We start from the raw sequence: 21,578 nt of genomic DNA on the forward strand, positions 1-21,578 counted from the left end.
TCAATTTGTATACACGTGAATTTCTTTAGAAGATCCTTATATTTGAATTGTATTTTACTGACATTAACGCCATGTACAGAGGTGCAGAGGAAAATGACTAAGTTTTGGTAATAAAACTGCTGTTAATACTTTAGCTGTAACTACACAAAATATTACTAAATTAATTTGTGAATGAAAGGTAAAAAAATTTAGGTCAAACTTATTCATATCTTTATGACTATAAAGTAATAAAAGTGTAGTATTAATATGTATTCTAAAAATACAAAAGTAACTTATAGGTTCTTCTGTATATTTTTTTGATGAAATTAAATAAGATTTAAAGTTTTTTTAATGATTTGATTACCACAATATTGAAGGAGGAAAGATGGTCATGCACGCATCTTTAATTAACAAAAATCAATGTGAAAAAACGGGAGAATTAAAATGTTCAATTTGTAGTTTAGTCACTAACTCTAACTGTAAAATAGATCCAAGGATGGATGACAAAAATAAATCCTTGCATAAATTTTTACATAGTAGTATTTTAACAAGTTGTATTTTGAGTGCGATTCTAGGTGTAAGTCAGACTGCACTGGGTGGGTATCAACCACCCAAAGATCAAAAACCCCCAAGCGGTTATTCAGACTCATCAGGTGTCAGAGGAAGTTGCAGTGCTACCACGCCCATACTACTAGCCCCTATAACCCATGTAGGACTAACTACTTCAACTCACCCTACCTTTGTTTGGTTTGTACTTGATAACCAGTCTGTACCGATACAATTTAGCCTCTACGAATTCGATACAAACCTCAAACCCAAAAAGCTCAATAGCTATACACAGATATTCTCAAGTTCATCGGGACTGATACAGCGATCCTTATCAAATGACTTACCAGGCTTAAGTGTAGGTAAAAGATATCTCTGGCAGTTGCAAAGTTTGTGTAACCCTAACCGCCCTTCTCATAATCCAATTGCCAGAGCAGAAATAGAAGTTGTACCAGTACCTCAAACTCTTTTCAATGACTTGGCTACTACTAAGGATCGATTCAGCAAAGCCGATTTGTATGGGAAATATGGTATGTGGTACGACGCTATCAAAGAAGTTCTTCCATCTACTTCCCAAGAGGAACTTAGTCAAGTCTTTATCAGTTTGTTAGCTAGTCTTGCCCAATCAGAGAAACCAGTAGAACGGAAGAATTTAACCGATATCGCTTTTATCGATGGGAGGTAGGGAGTAGAGACGCGATTAATCACGTCTCTACATGGGTGGGGAGATGAAGAAAATTTATCTCCTTGTCTCCTTGCTTAAAACCAATTTCCCACAAGTATAAATGCTGCCCAGTATGCAGGATGAGAAAATGCTCCATCACTTGCAATCAGCGATCGCTGTGCTATGCGTAGAGCCTCGGCTTTACTTACACCAGAATGACACCAAGCTTCATAAAACTTAGTTACTAAATTAACAGTAGCAGCATCGTTAATCAACCATAAGGGAGCTATGGCAGTTTTTACACCAGCCTGTACTGCAACTCCAGCAAATCCAAAAACGGCATTATCTTTGCCAATGGCGCTTTCACAAGCAGTCAGCATCAGTAAATCTATGGTTTTATTCTCGTGATTGAGACTACGGAGAATACGGGTTAATTCAGTAATGGTGAGCTTTTGATTATCACCTGTTACCAAGAAAGTATCATCAGCGAGCTGGCCAAATTCACCATGTGTAGCAATGTGAATAATGGGGTAAAAACTTTGGTGGAGTTCTGATTCGAGGCGATCGCGTGTAAAATTCTCATCTAACAACTGCTTGCTATCTGGAATCTGTTGTTGAACTTGACGGATTTCTGCGGCGACGTGACTCAAAGCCTCACATTTGCAACCTTCAACCTTGGCATTTTTAGTTAAGCCAACAACTAACGCCCGCATTTTTTTGCTTGATATTTGCAGATTTGTCAGACTTAGGCTAGGAGTAGTGGCGATCGCATACTTTTCAATCAAAAATTTTTCACCATCATGCAGCGCCGCCATTGGTACACTCCGAAGAATTCCATCTGGGATGAAAACTAGAGTTTTGATCTGCAAAGACTCTAAATCATTGACAAAAGGTCGAATAATTAAGTCATAAACCTTTTGTGCTTGCTGGGGATTGTAAGTGATATCTCCATAATTTTCTAAACCTATGCGAAATTTATTTACCTCTTCCCTGAGAGCTTGGTTATCAATATCTATCCACTTAAATTTTTGATATTTATGAGGTAAATTCACTATGATGGCAGCTTGTTTATCCAGAATAATAGAGTGGAAAATTGCCGTTTTAGTTTCTAAGAAAACTGAATTATATTGATTTGGCAATACACTAGATAACTGATAATCTGCAACATGATAATTTTGCATTTCTATCATTTGCAAATCATCAATAGCAGCAATTACATCATTGAGATTACTACCTGAATTGTTAATATTTTGTTTTAATAGACTGAGCTTTTTGTCAATATGTTGACGATACAATATTTCTATACAATATTGAATATCAACTTGCTGATATCCGTGCTTATTACAAATATCTCCATTAATTTCTTTTAAAATCTTAGATGTTGGTTGAAAGTGTTGCTGGTTATCAAATTTATATAGAATATCTGCTTGTTGTACTACAGTAGTTTCCTCGCCAAATTTTATCTGCAAAGTTCTCGATAAAATCTGATTTAACTCTAAGCACAAAATTAGACCATAAATAAATAACCACATTAAAAACTGCTTTTTACTTGGCATAAGAGCATTTGATTAGGGATGTTCTATAGTGAATATGACAAAATACTTATCAAACGACAGTTAGTTTGGCAGAACAGCACCAATAATTCTCAGTTCAGTAGCCAAAGGCAAAGAGAAAAGCTTGGAAGCTCATCCTTACCTTTATATTAAAATTTATTTTGCACACCAGCTTTTTTAGAAAATAATTATTTATATTGAGATTATCACTAATTTTTTCAATAAATGAATTAAATGATTTACAATTTTTGATATACAACAGATGTGTTGTTTAAATACTTTTTCAACGGAAAAAGATTCCTTGTATTTGACAACAAGTTTAATTTACTTGAACTACATGCAATGTAAGGTTTGAGGATTGCTAAACTCCTACATTGCGGTCTAGTTATCTGAAAATTACTGTCAATATCCCTCTTCTGTCACTCTCCGGAAGAGCGATCGCTAGAAGCCTCATGAGCCAATCAATACAAGCTATACTATTAGAAAAAAATAGATCTTGTATTTGTTATTAGAAAATAATCGCGCTATTGCTTGCTATACAAAAGCTCTAGAATTCAGAAATGGCAAATATTTTCGGAAAGTGACAGAAGAGGGATAAATGTCTTTACTTGAACGCACCGAGACGAATGGGATGTTGATTTCTAACTAATACTGCAAACCAAGTGAAGATTTACTGAGCAGGAATCATGTATTTTTTACGTGTTTGTGTGTATAAAAAAAACAAGGATAATCACCATGATTAACAAAATTTTGAGTTTTGTAGAAGTTCAAAAAAACCAGACAAATGGTGTATTTGGGCTGAATTTCGCCAGTTCTGTGACTATCAGTCCTGACGGCGAATTCTTATATGCAACAGCATTAGATAATCAGTTGACGGAATTCTTTAATGAGTCAGCGATCGCCGTATTTCGACGGGATCAAACTACAGGTAAGCTAAATTTTGTAGAAGTACAACAGGATGATACAGACGATATCGATGGGCTGGGTGGTGCTTATTCGATCGCCATTAGCCCTGATGCTAACTTTCTGTATGTAGCTGGATCTGATGATGCAGCGATCGCTATATTTTTGCGGGATACGACTACAGGCCAGTTGAGTTTTGTAAACTTTCTACAAGATAATGAAGTACTGAGTGGTGTTACCGCCATCACCATCAGTCCTGACGGTCAATTTCTCTATGCAACAGCTTCCGATGAAGATGCTATTGCAGTATTTAAACGAGATGCGATCGTTGGTGAACTGAGTTTTGTAGAACTTCAACAAGATGATACAGAGGATGTGGATGGGCTTGATGGTGCTTACTCCCTGATTATTAGCCCTGACGATAGATTTCTTTATGCAACTGGAATTGATGATGCAGCTGTAGCAGTATTTGAACGCGACCTGATTACCGGTGAACTGAATTTCGTAGAAGTTCAAAAAGATTACACAGATAGTATTGATGAGCCTTTTATTCCCTACTCTCTTACCATCAGCCCCGATGAGAAATTCCTTTATGGGGTTGGAGTTAGTGGTGTCATAGGAGTGTTTAGGCGTAACACAACCACAGGTGAATTGAGTTTAGTAGAACTTCAAGAAGATGCTGCATCCGATACTGATGGACTAGCTGGTGTAAATGCCATCAGTATCAGCCCCGATGGTAAGTTCTTGTATGCTGCTATATTTCCAGATGACTCAGTGGCAGTATTTCGTCGGGATGCAACCACAGGTAAACTGACTTTCATAGAAGTTCAACAAGATAATACCGACGGTGTAGATGGGCTAGATGGTGTTTTCTCCCTCACCACCAGCCCTGATAGTAAATTTATCTATGCAGCAGGATTTGGGGATTCGGCTGTAGCGGTGTTTAGCCAGAATGCCCTTCCTACTTCCACAGATACCAACATCTACACTCAGCCAGACAGCCTCTACACCTTTAAAGCAGCTGACTTTCCTTTTAATGATGCTGACAGTGACGACAGTTTGCAAGCAGTGAAAATTGTCACGCTACCGCAATTGGGAAAGCTGTTTCTAGATAGCAATGACGATCAAAAGCTCACTGATGGCGAACTGATTGTGGTTGGACAAACTATTCAGATCGAAGAATTGAGCGAGTTAAAGTTCAAAACTGATGAAACTGCGATCGGTGATAATTATGCTAGTTTTCAGTTTCAAGTTAATGATGGTGCAGAAGATAGCGCTGAAGTTAATAAATTAACTATCAATGTTCAGAGAACGTCAATAACCGACGATAAAGATGATGATGTTCAGGAACCATCAGTAATCGACAGTAAAAATGATATTCAAGGAACAGTATTAATCAACAGTAAAGATGATATTTTTACTATCAAAAATTCAAATATTACTGCCAAAGCAAAACTCCAATTTCAAGTGACCAACTATAGTTCAAGTATCATCTATGAATTAGGAGTATTTAACGTTGATGATGCACAAGGTAATATTGGCGGTATAGCTCCAGGTACAAATGATTACACTCGCATAGCATTAGGACGATCCAAGGTAGTTTTATTTTCTCTAGCTAATCCACCCAATGGTTTTAATCCCACCAAACTGACAAGAATACTAGAATTTAATTCTGGGGAAAATCTCAGATTTTATTTAATACCTAATAGCACAACTCATTCGGTATTATCGGGACAACTTTCCTTCTCAGAAGTGGTATTTTTATCACCGGAAAATATTCAGGTAGCAAATAATGGCTTCTCTTTGAAATACTCAGATTTTGCGGTAAAAATTGAAACTACACAACAAAATTTCCCCCCAGGTATAACTCTTCAAGAAAAACATCAAGGTGAAGTGATTGATTTGCGGGGAGCAAGGCAATTAGTGAAAGCTGATTTTATTCTCAATAGAGAAGCAGCTTTTGATAATTTTGTTGGCTTTTATCAAGTAGTTGATGAAAATGGTGGGATTGATAGCGACGGGAATGGTACAGCAGATATCTTAGTCGGGCAGCATGGTTATACGCAAGCGGCGGTGCGTGGACGTGTCAGTGGGATTGACTTGAGTGCGAGCAACCAAAGTACAGCAACTTACACTGGTACTTTTGAACCTGGATCTATTTTCGTACCATTTATCATCGTTAATAGTACACCCGATACTATTTTGAATGGAGATTTTGATAACGATCCGGCAGTTTACTTTCCATTTTTAGGTGCTAACACTGACAAGACAGATCATGTCCACTTATTGGGTAATAATACCTTTGGTTTTGAGGATCTAATCAATGGCGGGGATAGAGATTATAACGATGTAATTGTGCGGGTTAATTTAAGTTTAGTGGTCTAATTGGCGTTGCATAACAATACCTTTGCCAATTTACGAGGGTGATTAGATGTCCAAACTCTTATTCCTCCGAAGCTGGGCAAAAACAATCAGTTCTAAAAATTCCTTTCAGGTTTCCCGCAAGGTATTTTTTAGTGTATTGCATAGAGGATAAAGGTTCTGACAGTTCAAGCTCCCTTATAAGCTGAAGGTTTATGTATGGGTAATTTTGCCAGTTTTTGCCAAAATTTTTCTAGACTCTTATTTTGGCAAAGGTATTGGCATAACAATACCTTAGCCAAAATAAGAGGGTGAAGAGAGAGGGCTGATGTAGTAGAGTTATTGTCTTCCCAAACGACAACTCAAAACCCACAATCAACCCATGCCCGACATCTTATCACTCCTGCAATGCCTCCTGCCGCAGATAAACGCGACAACGATGCGGCAATTAAATCAAATCATCCTGGCAATGTTAGCTATGAGTGGTCGAGTCACGATGTTGGGAATTGCCCGTTGGACAGGGGAACGCGGTAGCTATCGGACAATAGGAAGATTTTTCAAGGACAGTCATACCTTGGGCAACATTGTTTTGGCTGTTTTTTCGTCAACATTTGTGGCGAGAGCAGGATGTGTATTTGCTTGCAGGAGATGAAGTTGTAGTTAGTAAATCGGGTAAGCAAACATACGGGGTAGATAGATTTTTTTCTAGCTTGAGCAGTAAACCAATTAATGGTTTATCTTTCTTCGCATTGTCATTAGTAAGTGTGTCAGGAAGACAGTCATTTCCTATTGGGATAGAACAGGTAATCAAAAGTGATCCCCAAATAAATAGCACCAGACCAATCAAAAAAATAAAACCCAAAGACAAACGTGGAAGGGGACGACCAAAAGGCAGTAAAAATAAAAATAAAGCCGAAGTGATATTAACATCTGAACTATTGTTAATTAAAAAGATGATTAAGTCACTATTCGAGCTAGCAGCTAACTTTATCCCCTTGACTTACTTAGTAGTAGACGGTCATTTTGGTAATAACAATGCCTTGCAGATGGCACGACAAGTTAACTTGCACATAATTTCCAAGCTCCGCCATGATTCAGCATTATACATTCCTTATGAAAATCCTGACTCGAATAAACGTTCTCGTCGTAAATACGGAGAAAAACTAGACTACCGTAATCTACCTGAGAAATATTTGTGTAAAAGTGATATTGAAGATCGAATTCTTTCCTGTATTTATCAAGCTACTCTTCTTCACAAAGAATTTGCCCAGTCTCTCAATGTAGTTATTTTAGTCAAAACTAATCTTAAAGCCAATACACGTAGCCATGTAATTTTATTTTCCAGCGACTTAGATTTGACGGCTGACAAAATTATTGACTATTACAAGCTTCGTTTCCAAATCGAGTTTAATTTTCGGGATGCCAAGCAATTCTGGGGCTTAGAAGATTTTATGAATTCTTCCCAAACTGCTGTGACTAATGCTGCTAATCTTGCATTCTTTATGGTTAATTTATCCCATCATCTTCTCGCTGATTTCCGTAAACATAATCCTGGTTCTGGCATTATTGATCTGAAAGCTTATTACCGTGGTTTTCGATATGTCCGTGAAATGTTAAAAATACTTCCTCAAAAGCCTGAGCCTATTTTATTAGCGCAAATTTTTGCCAAGCTTACTTCCCTGGGACGTATTCATACCGTTTCCACAGGTATTGAACCCTCGTAAATTGGCTAAGGTATTGCATAAGAGAGCGATTTTTTCCGGAGAGATGGGTGCGTTTGGAATCATAATTTGGTTCTTGGCAACTTTTGGTAATTGCTTGTTGGGGTGTTGGGGTCATCTTTTCAGGATTCATTCAAGTGAAAGCCCAGTCTCGATTACACTCCGCTTGCCACGCCTCAATCTCACCATCTATAAAAAGAAGTCAAAAACAATACGATATTTTGCTTGACAACTTATATAACTATATGGTTATATAAATTATATAAGGTTAACTTGCCTTGAACAACGATTAACCTCGGAATTAAACATTATGACTATTTCTCTGCAACAACGCCAAAGTAGTAACAATCTTTGGGAGAAATTTTGCAATTGGATTACCAGTACTGACAACCGTATGTACATTGGTTGGTTTGGCGTACTGATGATTCCCACACTCTTAACGGCAACCATTTGTTTTATCATCGCTTTTATTGCCGCACCACCTGTAGACATAGATGGTATTCGTGAACCTGTCGCTGGTGCTTTGCTCTATGGCAATAACATCATTACTGCTGCGGTTGTGCCTAGTTCCAATGCCATTGGTCTGCACTTTTATCCTATTTGGGAAGCGGCTAGCTTAGATGAGTGGTTATATAATGGCGGCCCTTACCAGTTGATTATTTTCCACTTTCTGATTGGTATTTTCTGCTATATGGGTCGGCAGTGGGAATTATCTTATCGCTTAGGGATGCGTCCTTGGATTTGTATCGCCTACAGCGCACCTGTTGCTGCTGCCACTGCGGTACTATTAGTCTACTCTGTGGGTCAAGGCTCTTTTTCTGACGGTCTACCTTTAGGGATTAGTGGTACTTTCAACTTCATGTTTGTACTGCAAGCAGAACACAACGTTCTTATGCACCCATTACATATGTTGGGAGTAGTTGGTGTCTTTGGTGGTGCTTTATTCGCTGCCATGCACGGTTCTCTAGTCACTTCGTCTTTAGTCCGGGAAACTTCTGAAGCTGAATCCCAAAACTACGGTTACAAATTTGGTCAAGAAGAAGAAACTTACAATATTGTTGCGGCTCACGGTTATTTCGGCAGATTGATCTTTCAATACGCATCTTTTAATAATAGTCGTGCTTTACACTTCTTCTTAGGTGCTTGGCCAGTAATTGGTATCTGGTGTGCTGCCTTAGGCGTATCTTCTTTTGCCTTTAACCTCAATGGTTTGAACTTTAATCAGTCCCTTCTTGATTCTCAAGGTCGTGTAATTAATACTTGGGCTGATGTTTTAAACCGCGCTAACTTGGGAATGGAAACAATGCATGAACGCAACGTTCACAACTTTCCCTTAGATTTAGCTGCTGGAGAGATTCAACCTGTAGCTTTGGTTGCTCCTGCTATTCACGGTTAATTAATTCTGAGTTCTGTTCGTTTTAATTCCTCAAAAATAGTGTAAGCAACCCAAGTTAAAAGGCTTCGGGTTGCTTTTTATAAGAAAAATATTATCTTAATACGCCTATGGAGACTTTTCCTTAGAAGCGCTGGGGCTAAGAATCATCAACTGCTCACCGCCACCTTCTCTAACAGCCAGAACTAAGGGACGAGGACGTTTTTTAGGATCTGAATTTGGGGGTAATCCTTGAAAAAGGTAGAGCCACCCTTTACTGCTGACGAGTAAACGCCAATCGCCAATTTGAGATGAACTACCAGGAATTTTAACCTCTGACCCCCGCAAGTAATTCTCAAAAAGTCCTACATCTCCAATAATGCGAACTTTGTCTGACAAAGAATAAGTTTTATCTTTCGGGCTATATCCTAACCCCAATCCTTTTTCAGGCTGAACTAATGTAATGACAGGTAGAAGAGAAGTGTCATTAAACATAGCTTCCCAAGCGTCTGCCTCTCCCTTCCATCGTGCTATCCAAAATAAAACTGTTAAAATACAAGCTACTATTACTAAATCTCTAAGTAATGGTGAGTTTAAGCTTTTAACAATCTGCCTGTGTACAATACTTAGCCAGCTATCAACATTTCCTCGTCGATTGTTTCTAGGAGAAAAATTCTCTAATCTCATTGAAGTCCCCTTTAGCAAAACAGGAACTAGAACAATTGAGCCAAGGATTAATAGCAGGGTTAATAAAAATGCCTGCCAGCTTCCAAGGAAAACTTGGATTGGAATAATGAAAAATGATTGTGTAGGTAGATCGAGTGATAGGATATTTATCCGAAAAGAGCCAAAATATGCCCAGCGATAAATCCAACCTGTAAAGTAGAGAGCAATACTAAAAAGAGTGAGCGCACCAGCAAATGCGCCTAAAATTTTAGATTCATTAGTGGTTTGAGAAGTTTCAGACATGGAAGCCTCAGCTACAAAACTGACAAAACTATATTCAGCGAGTATAGAAGGGCTAGTAGGTCATCCTTGATGATTGCCGGATAAACTTCACAATTAACTATTGAAAACGCCTTCGTAAAACTTGAAAATATCTATCCGGGAATCGACGATTAAGGGCTACTAGTAATTGGTTGAATAAAAAGATTTACCTGCCAAAATTGCAACATTATTATGAATTATATATTGACATAAAACTGGTAATAGGAATACTCCATCTTGCTGCTAATACTGACTCAGGCTAGCTAATTGTTAACTTTTAATGAAGTTTGTGTTTATTAAAATTCTCCTCACAACTTCTTCAAGTTTGTAACCTATGCTCCAAACATACTTAGGAAATTGCTGAAGAGTGCCAAAAATTATGTACATCCCTTATATGAAGCTAGTTAATATACTTTTAGCTACAACAATTGGGTTTGGAGGGTGTGCCGCAGTAGTTTCTACTTCCAAAACTAAACTAGCTCCAGTAGCAGTAGTTTCTGCTTCTAAAACTAAACTAGCTCCAGTAATAGTCGCACAGTCACAAGTGCAGAACGTCTCAGCCGTAATGCCTGCTTCTACGGAAGTTACACTCAAAAGCGGCGGCTCTAAATTTGGCAAGCTAACCGCTATTAACCCCAAGGGACGGAAGTTTACACTACTTCTACAAAATGGGAAGCCTGAGTTAATCCCCATTGCTCAAGTTGCAATAATTAGGTTTTGGAGCATCGATCCGATTACAGGTAAACGTCTAAGTCCTTTACAAGGCGGAGAGGCAAGAAACTGGTCTAATATTCCATTGGCAAACGTGACGATTCAACCCAATGGAAATCGCGCTGAGATCAGACTACCGTGTGTAACAGATTCTGATGTGTGCAAAAGACCAATTGCTAGCTATACGGTTACGGAATTGTTATTTCCTGATGGAAATAAAGTGACCTTAAGTGTTGTTGTTGCTAGGTGAACATAAAACTTGTTGAACAGATTAGCTTAAGCAATGTTTTGAACCTCAATCAAATCAGTAAATATCAATTTTTGTGAGTGAGCTAAAAGGTATTTCCTATGCGCCTTCTGTATGTTGTTAAAAAAACAGGCATCAAAGCCTTACCGCTTCTTACTTTTCTACTTTTCTTAGTAATTCAGCCTCGAAATGATCAAGCCAGTGCGCTGCTGAATCTGAAAGCAAGCAGCGGTTCAAAGATCAGTCTTTTAAGGGGAATTCAGGAGGAACAGTCAATACAGGAGATTTTCAAAGATGCTGGATGGATCTTTTATCCTGATGGCAAATTTATCTTTATACCCTCCCAGGTAAATTCCTCTCGTGTTAAACTACCACCAATTTCAGGAACTTATACACAGTTTGAAGATAGGTTGGAGTTCCAAGCAGAGCAACAATCATCAAGTTTGCGAGTTTCCCTGGATGGTGTTATTCGTAAGGACGATGAACACTGGGTTTTAGATGCCATTTATACCAACTCAAGCTGGCAAGATCCTCGCCAGATAGCTAGAGTTACCCAGCAGTCTCTAACCCAGCTACCTCCTGGAACAGTTAAACAACCAGCTATTGAGAAAACACCTGTTTCTCAACCGCTTCCAGCCGCAATTAAAATACCGATACGTATATTTGATGTTACTTTTGAGGGCAAAACAGAGGCTGGTGCTTTTAGTAGGCTTCCCGGCTTTCTTTTTATCACTCTTGGTAAGGATGAACGTCTTTCAAATGTTTCTTTTCTAGTCGATCCAGATTTACCCATAACTCACGGTAAATTTAATTGGAGTACGGGAGATTTACCAAATCCTAGTATTCAGATTCAGGGTAATATTAGTAGCCAACTTCAAATTGAGTTTAAGCCTGGAAAAAAAATGGGTGCGATCGCATGGTGGACTTTACCTTCTGTTAGATCCACGTCTACCGATCCTGTACCTGTTATGGGTGAAGCCGCAACGGCGATGCTTTCTATCCAGGGTGAGCAGGTTACGGGAGAAGTTCATGCTAGAGGGATTTCTCCTTATGATGATCAACCCAGCACCTACGAAGCGAAAATTACAGGCAGAATTCAGAAAAGCCAATTGACTGAGCAATTGCGTACTTCTCTTAATGCATCTGGCTTTAACGGACGATGGAATACAAGTGGTGAAGAGAAAGGAAAAGAGTTTGGACAGATTGAGTTCGAGATGAATGGTCAGCAGGTCAGGGGGACTTTCAAGGGGCAAGGTAGTGGAACTATTGAGGGCAGAATTGTAAGTCAGAATCGACTGGAGTTTACCTGGAAGGACAATCAGCGAGGGCAGGGTAAGGGCTTCCTTAGATTAATCGGAGGTACTCTAGTTGGGCTTTGGAATACCCAGGATTCCAAAACAGCCAGCCCTCTGATTGCTACTTGGCAATTACCTGCCTCCTTGTCTACTCAAGCTCTCACTCCATTAGATATCAAATACCTTCGTAGACTAGGAGATGAACTTGGCTCTGAAGGACGCTGTGAACAGGCAGAAGCCCTACTGGATAAGGTATTCACTTTTTATAGAGATGAACGGCACAAAGGAACTGTTTCATTGTTTGAGCAACAATGGAATGCCCTCTCAGAATCATGGAATCTTAGTCTTACTTCAATACCATGCAACTTCCAACTTGGCGACTACGATAATCTAGTGGATAGCCTAAATCACTATGCAGATATCCAGCTTTTTCTTCAACCAGAAACATCGGCAGGCAGACTTTATAGACAACGTACAGCCAGTCTTACCAAACATTTGAAGTCTAGTTTAAAAACACTAGCAATTTTGCAAAATGGTTTTGCTGAGATGAAGAAGCTTGCTAGTGGCAATCATTTCATCGGTATAATTGGTATTGGTTTAGAAAAAGATGAAACAACTCAAAACCTGGTTATCTGGAAAGTATTTAAAGGCAACCCTGCTGAAAAAGCAGGTATTTTGCCTCAAGATATTTTATTGAAAATTAATGGACGTAGTACTGAGGGTATGAACGATGATCAGGCATCTGAAAAACTGCGAGGTGCACCAGATACACCAGTCACAGTTACGGTGCGACGAGCGAATCAAGAAATAGATTTCAAACTTGTTCGGGATCAAGAAGAGATTTATCCTGTTGCTCGTCAAGAAGAATTTATTCAAGCATTGACGTTTCGTGTTAATTACTTAGCAAATTTACAGGCAAGGTTAAAGACGCAACTCGAACAACTTGCTGACATAGAGACGAAAATTTCTCAAAGGCAAGCAGATCCTGTTGAAGCTTGGATTACTCTCACTAAAATCCTCAAAAGCCAAAAAGCCCAACTAGATTCTGAGACGGATGATATCTTTGCACAGGAGAGGATTCTACATAAGGGACAGACAGCACTAGCTCTCCTGCAAGATTTTGATACTATTATTCAAGCTTTTCCAAGGGACTGTGATGCTTATAAACTTAATGAGATAAACATAAGTCAGGCAAGATATCTGGAAAAACGTATTGAACAGACTCTCGAAAGCAGCCACAATTTAACATTAGTAGAAAAAACACTTTTCGGTGGAAATTTGTATTTAGCTCTTCCCCTTTATAGTCTCTCTGTTGAGCTAGATTGTGAGCATAAAACCCTAGCAAAAACTGATGCCAAAAAACAATTTGAAGATAACAAACGCCAAGCCACAGAAACAGCAAACAAGCTGGATAGAGACATCGAGCGTTGGCGGAAAAAGTTGGTCGATGATGCCCCAAAAATTGAAGCATTAGATAAAGGACAGCCCTTTTTCCAGAAGTTAATTTCGTTACTAGTCGAATTAGGTGATGAAAAAGGTGCGCTAGTTGCCTCAGAGAAGTCTAGAGCTAGAGCGTTGGCAGATTTGTTGGCAACTAGACTCTCGACTACTTCCACTCAAACTAGTGCTGAATCACCAACCCTTGAGCAAATTCAGAAGATTGCCAGAACACAAGCTGCTACTCTAGTTCAATATTCAATTATTGAAAACGCTGGCAAGGAGCCATATCTGTTTATCTGGGTAGTTCAGCCTACGGGACAAGTCAACTTTAAGCAGGTTAGCCTGAAGTCCCTAGAGCAGAAGAAAACCACTCTTGAAAGTTTAATTGCTGAAACTCGTAAAGCCATTTTTGAACAACGAGATAATAGTCAAGCAAATAACCCTACTGCTTATTTTCAACAGCTTCATGAGTTGCTGATTCAACCAATCTCTGAACTTTTACCATCAGATCCCAATGCCCACATCATTTTTATACCTCAAAAAGACTTATTTCTTGTTCCTTTTCCAGCACTCCTGGATGCTGACGGAAAGTATCTGATTGAGAAACATACTATTCTTACAGCTCCTTCCATTCAGGCTTTAGACTCAACCCATCGACTGCGACAACAAAATGCTGGAGTCTCAAAACAGAATTTAGTTGTTGGTAATCCTGTGTATGCGCCAAGACCTAAACCACTAGATGATCTCAAAAATTGGGAACAGGGAGCTAAGGACATCGCAGCACAGTTGAATACTCAAGCCATAATTGGCAGGGATGCAACCAAGGCAACCATTCTGAAGCTTCTACCTCAGGCTCGGATTATCCACCTGGCAACTCACTCAGGGTTTGACGAAGAGCATCCGTTGGATAGTTGGATTGCCTTAACCCCAGAGGGGAGTAATGATAATGGAGAACTTACGGCTGGCAAACTCCTCAATTTGTATGCTCCCCCAAAAGGTAGTCCTCTACATGCTGAACTAATAGTTCTTGCAGCTTGTGAAACTGGGCAAGGTAAAATAACAGGAGATGGAGTGAATGGGCTGTCTCGGTCTCTCATTGCTGCTGGTATTCCGAGTGCAGTTGTTTCATTATGGTCAGTAAATGAAGTGCCAACAATCTTTTTGATGAAAGAGTTCTACAAAGCTCTTCCATCTGGTAAGGCGCAGGCTTTACGACAAGCTATGCTAGCAACCATGAAGGAATATCCTAATCAGGTTACAACTTGGGCAGGATTTACACTTATTGGTGAGGCTAAGTAAGTATCTCTGAATTTTCACAGGCTACATAGTAAATTTTTATTACTATGTAGTCATATAATGATTTAATTTGGAGTTAGCCATGATGTTATTCCGACAACTCTTTGACCCAAAAACAAGCACCTATACTTATTTAATTGCTGATTTAGGGACTAAAACGGCGATTTTAGTCGATTCGGTATTAGAACAGGTGGAGCGCATTCGTCAGAGGTTAAGGTCGAATACCATTTGTCAATAAGCAATAGTACTTAAAATATTGCTGAAATCCTGGTCGGAAACACAATTTTTGAGCAGCCGATCGCTTAATCTTGATACGAATGATTCATTCTTGAACCATAAATTAAGTACAATAGTTAACTTAATACCTGTATCTTCTCTAATTTTTCAGCATAATTTCTAATTGACAAAAATAAAATTACTTTAACCTCTCACCGATGGGTGGAGCGCGATCGCCAATTTATCGACGAGTACGATGCGCTCATTTAACGATCGCAGAGTTCATCGAGATTTCAATTGATTTGGACTTTCTGCGTCGCCAAACTTTGTAGTATAAAATCGGCACAGCAGAGCGGGATAACAGTAAAGATGCTACTTCTCCTGCCATCAAGGAAATAGCTAATCCCTGAAAAATGGGGTCAGTCAAAATAATTGCAGAGCCTACTATTACTGCTGCTGCGGTTAGTAACATCGGACGAAACCGGACTGCTCCAGCATCAATTACTGCCTCTTCTAATGGCATTCCTTCTTGCAATCGCAATTCAATAAAATCTACCAAAATGATGGAATTTCTCACCACAATTCCGGCTCCGGCGATGAAGCCAATCATTGAAGTAGCACTGAAAAAAGCTCCCATCAACCAGTGACCGGGCATAATTCCTACTAGTGAAAACGGAATTGCTGCCATAATCACTAGGGGGGTAATAAAAGATTGAAACCAACCCACTACTAGAGCATAAATTAGTATCAGGACTACAGCAAAAGCAATTCCCAAATCACGGAAGACTTCATAAGTGACGTGCCACTCTCCATCCCATTTGATAGCGTAGGTTTCGGTAGTGGGAGGCTGCTCTGTTAAATAGGTAGCGATGGAATAACCCATTATCTGGGAGAGTTTATCAATTTTGGATTGCACATTGAGCATGGCATATACCGCACTCTCGACTCTACCGGAGACATCGCCAATCACATAAACTACAGGTTTCAAGTTCTTATGATAAATGCTGCGATCGGCGATAGTTTTTTCAGTTTTTATCAGGTCGATCAATGGTACTAAATTATTATTTACTCCCTTGAGCTTGAGTGATTTGAGGTCTTCTAAGCTAGTGCGATTTGCTTGGTTAAATCGAAGATTTATTCCCATATCTTCACGAGCATTATCATCGTGCAACAAACCCGCATTCTTACCAGAAAGATCCATTTGCAAGACTTCAGAAATTTGTAGTGGACTAATACCATTGAGTGCTGCTTTTTCGCGGTCAATAACCAAATGGTATTCTGTCTGCGGTGACTCCATATACCAGTCCACATCCACAATATCGGCAGTTTCTTTGTACAATTGACGAATTTGGCGGGCTAGGTCAATTTGTTGGTTGTAGTCGCTGCCGTAGACTTCTGTCACCAGAGTTTGCAATACTGGTGGCCCAGGTGGAATTTCCGCAACTTGGATGCGAGCCTCGTATTTATCTGCGATTTTCTTTAAGTTTGGACGAATAGCTTTGCTAATTTCATGGCTTTGGCGTTGACGTTCTCCTTTGGGTAAGAAATTTACTTGAATATCTGCGACATTTGCACCAGAACGCAGAAAATAATGCCGCACCAACCCATTAAAGTTATAAGGTGAAGCAGTGCCAATATAACTTTGATAGTTAGTGACTTCTGGAACAGTTGTGAGATATTGCCCCATTTCTCGCGTTACTCTGGCAGTCTGTTCTAAAGTTGTTCCTTCTGGCATATTTAGAACGATTTGCAACTCACTTTTGTTGTCGTAGGGCAACATTTTCAGAATCACCAGCCGAAATCCTGCCAGTCCCATTGCCGCAATTAATAGGGCTATTGTTCCGCCAATAAAGATATTTCCCCACTTTTGATTCTCAATTAGGGGACGCATGAAGCGGCGATAAAGGCGACTGAGAAAATCTTCCTGTTCGTGTTCTTGGTAGTGGGTTTTAACATGACTAAAAATCCTGACTGTTGCCCAAGGTACAACAATGAACGCCACTAAAGCCGAGAAAATCATCGCTGCTGAAGCACCAAGAGGAATAGGGCGCATATATGGCCCCATTAAGCCGCCGACAAATGCCATTGGTAAAATAGCTGCAATTACCGTCAAAGTTGCCAGAATTGTCGGATTTCCTACCTCATCAACAGCTTCTAAGACAATTGCTTGTAGAGTTTGCGATCGTTTTGGCGATAATTGTAGACGAGTCTTATTCTCTGGCATTTGCAGATGACGACCAACGTTTTCTACAACAACGATCGCATCATCTACTAAAATCCCAATCGAAAAAATCAGAGCAAAAAAAGTTACACGATTAAGGGTAAATCCATAGAAAACAAAACTAGCAAGGGTGAGAGCCAAGGTAACGGGAATCGAAATTGCCACCACCATTGCCTCTTTTTTACCCAAAGCAAACCACATCAATATAGTGACAGAAATAACTGCGATCGCCATGTGTACTAATAATTCATTAGAACGTTCCGCTGCCGTTTCGCCATAGTCTCGTGTAACTGTAAGTTGCACATAACTGGGAATATAATTGCGTTTGATTTGCTCTAGCTTGTGCAATACTCGATGGGAAACTTGAATTGCGTTCGCTCCTGGACGTTTGGCAATAGCGATAGTTACTGCATCAGCTTCACCCTTTGGTGCGTCCTTCACAGAATGTTTGCGATCAGTTTTACCTTGTCCAAAAAATACATAATTAGCTGGTTCTTCTGCACCATCAATAATAGTTGCCACATCACGCAGATAGACAGGTTGATTGTTAGCAACGGTAACAACTAAATTCTCAGCATCTTCTGCTGAACGAATAAAACTCTGAGTTCTGACAAGTAAAGATTGATTATTTTGACTTAAAGCACCGCTTGCTAATTCAGTATTTTGTGACTGTAAAGCTTGGGAAATTTCTAATGGAGTCAAGCCAAAGGCATTTAAACGTATTGGATCGAGTTCTATCCGCAATTGTCGTTTTTGACCACCAATGATGGTTGTTTCTGATACATCTAGGACTTGCTTAATTTGCTCATCTAATTGAGCCGCAATCTGACGCAATTCAGAAGCGTTAGCTTGGTTACTCCACAGAGTTAAAGTAACAATCGGTACATCGTCAATAGAGCGAGACTTAATCAATGGCTGGGAAACACCAGAGGGAATTTTGTCAAAGTTGGCGTAAAGCTTGTTGTAAAGTTGGACGATCGCATCTTCTGTTTTTTGTCCCACATAAAACCGCACTATTGCCAAAGATGAACCAGGGCGGGAGGTAGAGTAGACATATTCTACCCCTGGCAATTCTTGGATCAGTTTCTCCATTGGAAAGGTGACACGCTGTTCCACTTCTTTTGCTGAAGCCCCAGGCATTTGTACGAAGACATCTGCCATTGGCACTGTGATTTGTGGTTCTTCTTCACGAGGTAAAATTATTGTTGCACCAATGCCTAATAATAATGAAACTAAAATAATCAGTGGAGTTAGTTTAGAATTAATAAATTTTTTGGCTAATGAGCCAACAAAACCCATAGATGGTTTTTGCAGATTTTGCCCTGAACCTTTACCATTCATATAATTTTAGATTTAAAATTGATGGCGTTGCTGATTTTATATATAGTGCAAACCTTTCTAGAGACGCGATAGTTCACGTCTCTACATTCCGCTAAATAGGCAATTTCAAACAATTAGAAACGTACTTTGACACAAACTGTTTGATACCAGGTTTTTCATCATAGTCAAAACCCAATTCTTTACCTTTAGCAAACGCTTCTTCAGGACTCAAACCTTTATGAATAGCAATGTAAATTAACACAGCAGTAGCAGCACGTAACCCAGATTTACAGTGACTAAGCATCGGTTTTGGTAATTGGTCAATTTCAACCAATATCTGATCGATAATTTCATCATTTAACCCATCGGGTCGAAGCGGTATATTGACATAGTTTAGCCCTACTGCCTCAGTAGATCGTTGTTCATTCTTCAAAAAGCCTTCTTCTTTAGAAGAACGCAAATTGATTACAGATTTAAATCCAGCTTCAGGTAGTTTTTGGAACTCTTCAGCAGAAGGCTGTCCAATAAAAATAGCAAGGTCTTGGTTGATGTATTTGATGTTTTCCATAAATTTTTAATTGGCTAATACAATGTGTTGTCCATCACTTAATTGCTCTATATTTCTGGTAATAATTCTCTCTTTTTGCTCTAATCCAGAAACAATCTCCACTTTGCTATTTCGTACTTTCCCTGTTTTTACCCAACGCAATTGAGCAATGTTATTTGCACCAACTACATAAACCCCTTCTAACTGACCTCGTTTCAATACAGCACTTTGGGGAATCATCATTACTGAGTGACTTTCATCAGGTAGTTCCATCCGTCCAAACATTCCTGGCATTAAATTTCTGGCATTTTTCAGGGCTATCTTGACAGTAAAACTACGGTTGTTGGGGTTGGCAGAAGGAATAATTTGATTTACGTGTCCGCGCACAGAACGGTTGAGGGCATCTAGCTGCACTTCTACTTCATCTCCTTGTTTCACCAAGGACATCATTGACTCTGGTACTGCAACGCTAAATCGCAGGCGATCGCTACTTTCTAATGTCACCAAAGGTTGTCCCGAACCCGCTATTGCACCTACTTCTGTATGTTTCTTAGTAACAACCCCAGCAAAGGGAGCTTTAACGATACCGTAGTCTAAGTTAGCAGTCGCTTGCTCTACTCCAGCTTGCGCTTGCTGGACTTGGGAACGTGCCTGTTCTACTCCGGCTTTGGCTTGCTGGACTTGGGAAACAGCTTGTTTTACCCCGGCTTTGGCTTGCTCAATTCCCCGCTTGGCTTGTTCAATCCCGGCTTTTACCTGTTGAATGCGAGCTTGAATTAATGCTACCTGTGTATTAGCTGCATCTAGTTGTGACTGACTCACAGCACCATCTTTTCGCAGCATTGTCATACGTCGTTGATTTAGCTGGGCATCAGCTAGTTGTGCTTGTGCTTCCTGTAATTTGGCTGCGGCTTCCTGCTGACGTGCCTCTGCTTGATTGAGTTGTGCTTCCGTCTGACTCTTGCTTGCCAAGGCTTGAGTTTGGGCAGCAGTAGCAACTGTTACACCTGCCAGGGCTTGGGAAATAACGGCCGATGCTTGATTGCGTTGTGCCTGGATATCTTTAACATCAATAATGGCAATGATTTGACCTGCTTTAACTCTGTCGCCTTCTTGCACTAGCAAACTTTTAATCTGTCCCATGACGCGACTAGTGGTAGTAACGGTTTCTACCGCTTCCACAGTACCACTCAGAGAGGTTCCACCCAGAGTTAACGCTTTCTTGGTCAGAGTAGTTTCTACCTCTAGAGGTTTGACAGTACTAGTGATAGTCTCACTAGATTCCGCAGAATTAGAAAATAAAACTAACCAACCAACTCGCAAAACTGCGATCGCTAAGGTGGCTCCTAAAGCAACTATAAAGATATGCTTGGGTAGCTTTTTTTTCGCAACTACAGGTTTTTGTTCGGAAGCTTCTGCTTGCAGAGATGGAACTAACTCCGAAGATTCCGTTGTAAGTAAAGGTTCTTGATTAGACATAGCTGTTGGAAAAGCAAGTTGGGAGTGTTCTCAGCAAGCGATTGTTTAGGGTTGAAGACCGAATTTAGTCCTGTAGCCTGTTTGTTTCCAAGCAATCAGACCACCTTGGAGGTTATAAACCTTTTGGTATCCTTGTTCAAGCAGCCATTGGGCAACAGGGGTACTGCGATGACCAGATAGACAAACAACTGTGATCGCTTGTTCTTTAGAAACTTCGTTGAGGATACGTCTGGGATGAAATCGTTGGGCATTGGGAATATGACCAAACAGATACTCTAACCAACTTCTAGCATCTAGAACTACCAGTTGATTCTGGCGTTGTTGCAGTTGAGTCGGTGTGAGTGGAATCGGATTTATCTTCTGCTTTTTCATACCCGACTCATGACAGTAAAAGATTTAATAAATGGCCCTGCCATACGCGGGTCTTTAATCATGGCAAGATAGTCTCCGACCCGGAATTGCAGCTTGCGTGTCATGTAAGCCATGCTGATTCCCATCATATTCAAGCCATTAGTCAGCCATTGCTGCCAATGATGGCGATCGGCGCGTAAGTCCCAATTGAGTTTTTGACCGTTGTAAGCGCTTCCATAGGTGGCTTGTCCGTTTACAATTGAGATTACACCTCTTGGTTCTGACTCATCTTCAAAACCATAACCAATCACAGAACGGGAGCAACGCGATTTTGTGAGGTTGGGTGAAAAAGGTGCGATCGCTAACAAC

12 protein-coding genes and 2 pseudogenes are annotated in these 21,578 nt (G+C 39.9%); 7 read left to right on the forward strand and 7 right to left on the reverse strand.

Annotated elements, in window-relative coordinates; all coding sequences use genetic code 11:
* Nucleotides 1–370: 370 nt before the first annotated feature.
* Nucleotides 371–1,210 carry a DUF928 domain-containing protein gene (locus tag ACM0OY_RS14000; protein ID WP_414569452.1) on the forward strand — a complete coding sequence of 280 codons (840 nt, stop codon included), beginning with the start codon at nt 371–373 and terminating at the stop codon, nt 1,208–1,210.
* A gap of 74 nt (nt 1,211–1,284) precedes the next feature.
* Here the strand turns inward: ACM0OY_RS14000 and ACM0OY_RS14005 are convergent, their stop codons facing one another.
* Nucleotides 1,285–2,745: a CHAT domain-containing protein gene (locus tag ACM0OY_RS14005; protein WP_414569453.1), complete on the reverse strand. Its 1,461-nt coding sequence runs from the start codon at nt 2,743–2,745 to the stop codon at nt 1,285–1,287.
* Between the two features lie 732 nt (nt 2,746–3,477).
* On the opposite strand from ACM0OY_RS14005, the gene ACM0OY_RS14010 reads away from it, so the two are divergent.
* The 3 genes and pseudogenes from ACM0OY_RS14010 to psbA all read left to right on the forward strand — a co-directional run bounded on the left by ACM0OY_RS14010 (nt 3,478) and on the right by psbA (nt 9,123).
* Nucleotides 3,478–6,030: a beta-propeller fold lactonase family protein gene (locus tag ACM0OY_RS14010; RefSeq protein ID WP_414569454.1), complete on the forward strand. Its 2,553-nt coding sequence runs from the start codon at nt 3,478–3,480 to the stop codon at nt 6,028–6,030.
* Nucleotides 6,031–6,388: 358 nt separating this feature from the next.
* Nucleotides 6,389–7,730 (forward strand): annotated as a pseudogene (locus ACM0OY_RS14015) (transposase).
* A gap of 307 nt (nt 7,731–8,037) precedes the next feature.
* Nucleotides 8,038–9,123 (forward strand): photosystem II q(b) protein, encoded by a 1,086-nt coding sequence (gene psbA / locus ACM0OY_RS14020; RefSeq protein ID WP_414569455.1) that lies wholly within the window; start codon nt 8,038–8,040, stop codon nt 9,121–9,123.
* Between the two features lie 105 nt (nt 9,124–9,228).
* Here the strand turns inward: psbA and ACM0OY_RS14025 are convergent, their stop codons facing one another.
* On the reverse strand, nt 9,229–10,068 hold the full coding sequence (locus ACM0OY_RS14025) for a hypothetical protein (RefSeq protein ID WP_414569456.1): 840 nt from the start codon (nt 10,066–10,068) through the stop codon (nt 9,229–9,231).
* A 397-nt stretch (nt 10,069–10,465) separates the two neighbouring features.
* Between ACM0OY_RS14025 and ACM0OY_RS14030 the strand changes: the two genes are divergently transcribed.
* The 3 genes and pseudogenes from ACM0OY_RS14030 to ACM0OY_RS14040 form a co-directional block, all read left to right on the forward strand.
* Nucleotides 10,466–11,047, forward strand: coding sequence for a hypothetical protein (locus ACM0OY_RS14030; RefSeq protein ID WP_414569457.1), 582 nt, complete (start codon nt 10,466–10,468; stop codon nt 11,045–11,047).
* A gap of 98 nt (nt 11,048–11,145) precedes the next feature.
* Nucleotides 11,146–15,078: a CHAT domain-containing protein gene (locus ACM0OY_RS14035; protein ID WP_414569458.1), complete on the forward strand. Its 3,933-nt coding sequence runs from the start codon at nt 11,146–11,148 to the stop codon at nt 15,076–15,078.
* Nucleotides 15,079–15,160: 82 nt separating this feature from the next.
* Nucleotides 15,161–15,292, forward strand: a pseudogene (locus tag ACM0OY_RS14040) (MBL fold metallo-hydrolase); the annotation flags it as partial.
* A gap of 261 nt (nt 15,293–15,553) precedes the next feature.
* On the opposite strand, the gene ACM0OY_RS14045 reads toward ACM0OY_RS14040, so the two are convergent.
* The 5 genes from ACM0OY_RS14045 to ACM0OY_RS14065 all read right to left on the reverse strand — a co-directional run.
* The gene (locus ACM0OY_RS14045; RefSeq protein WP_414569459.1) at nt 15,554–18,853 is read right to left on the reverse strand and encodes an efflux RND transporter permease subunit; all 3,300 of its coding nucleotides are present in this window, start codon (nt 18,851–18,853) and stop codon (nt 15,554–15,556) included.
* 91 nt (nt 18,854–18,944) lie between these two features.
* Complete coding sequence (locus ACM0OY_RS14050; RefSeq protein WP_414569460.1) at nt 18,945–19,400, reverse strand: beta-lactamase hydrolase domain-containing protein; 456 nt, start codon at nt 19,398–19,400, stop codon at nt 18,945–18,947.
* 6 nt (nt 19,401–19,406) lie between these two features.
* Nucleotides 19,407–20,858, reverse strand: coding sequence for an efflux RND transporter periplasmic adaptor subunit (locus ACM0OY_RS14055; RefSeq protein ID WP_414569461.1), 1,452 nt, complete (start codon nt 20,856–20,858; stop codon nt 19,407–19,409).
* A 45-nt stretch (nt 20,859–20,903) separates the two neighbouring features.
* Nucleotides 20,904–21,230 (reverse strand): rhodanese-like domain-containing protein, encoded by a 327-nt coding sequence (locus ACM0OY_RS14060; protein ID WP_414569462.1) that lies wholly within the window; start codon nt 21,228–21,230, stop codon nt 20,904–20,906.
* Nucleotides 21,227–21,578 (reverse strand): hypothetical protein (locus tag ACM0OY_RS14065; RefSeq protein WP_414569463.1); only part of this gene is annotated, 352 nt, incomplete at its 5' end. The genes ACM0OY_RS14060 and ACM0OY_RS14065, both read right to left, overlap by 4 nt.

The organism is Nostoc sp. CCY 9925, assembly GCF_963920935.1.
GTDB lineage: Bacteria > Cyanobacteriota > Cyanobacteriia > Cyanobacteriales > Nostocaceae > Nostoc.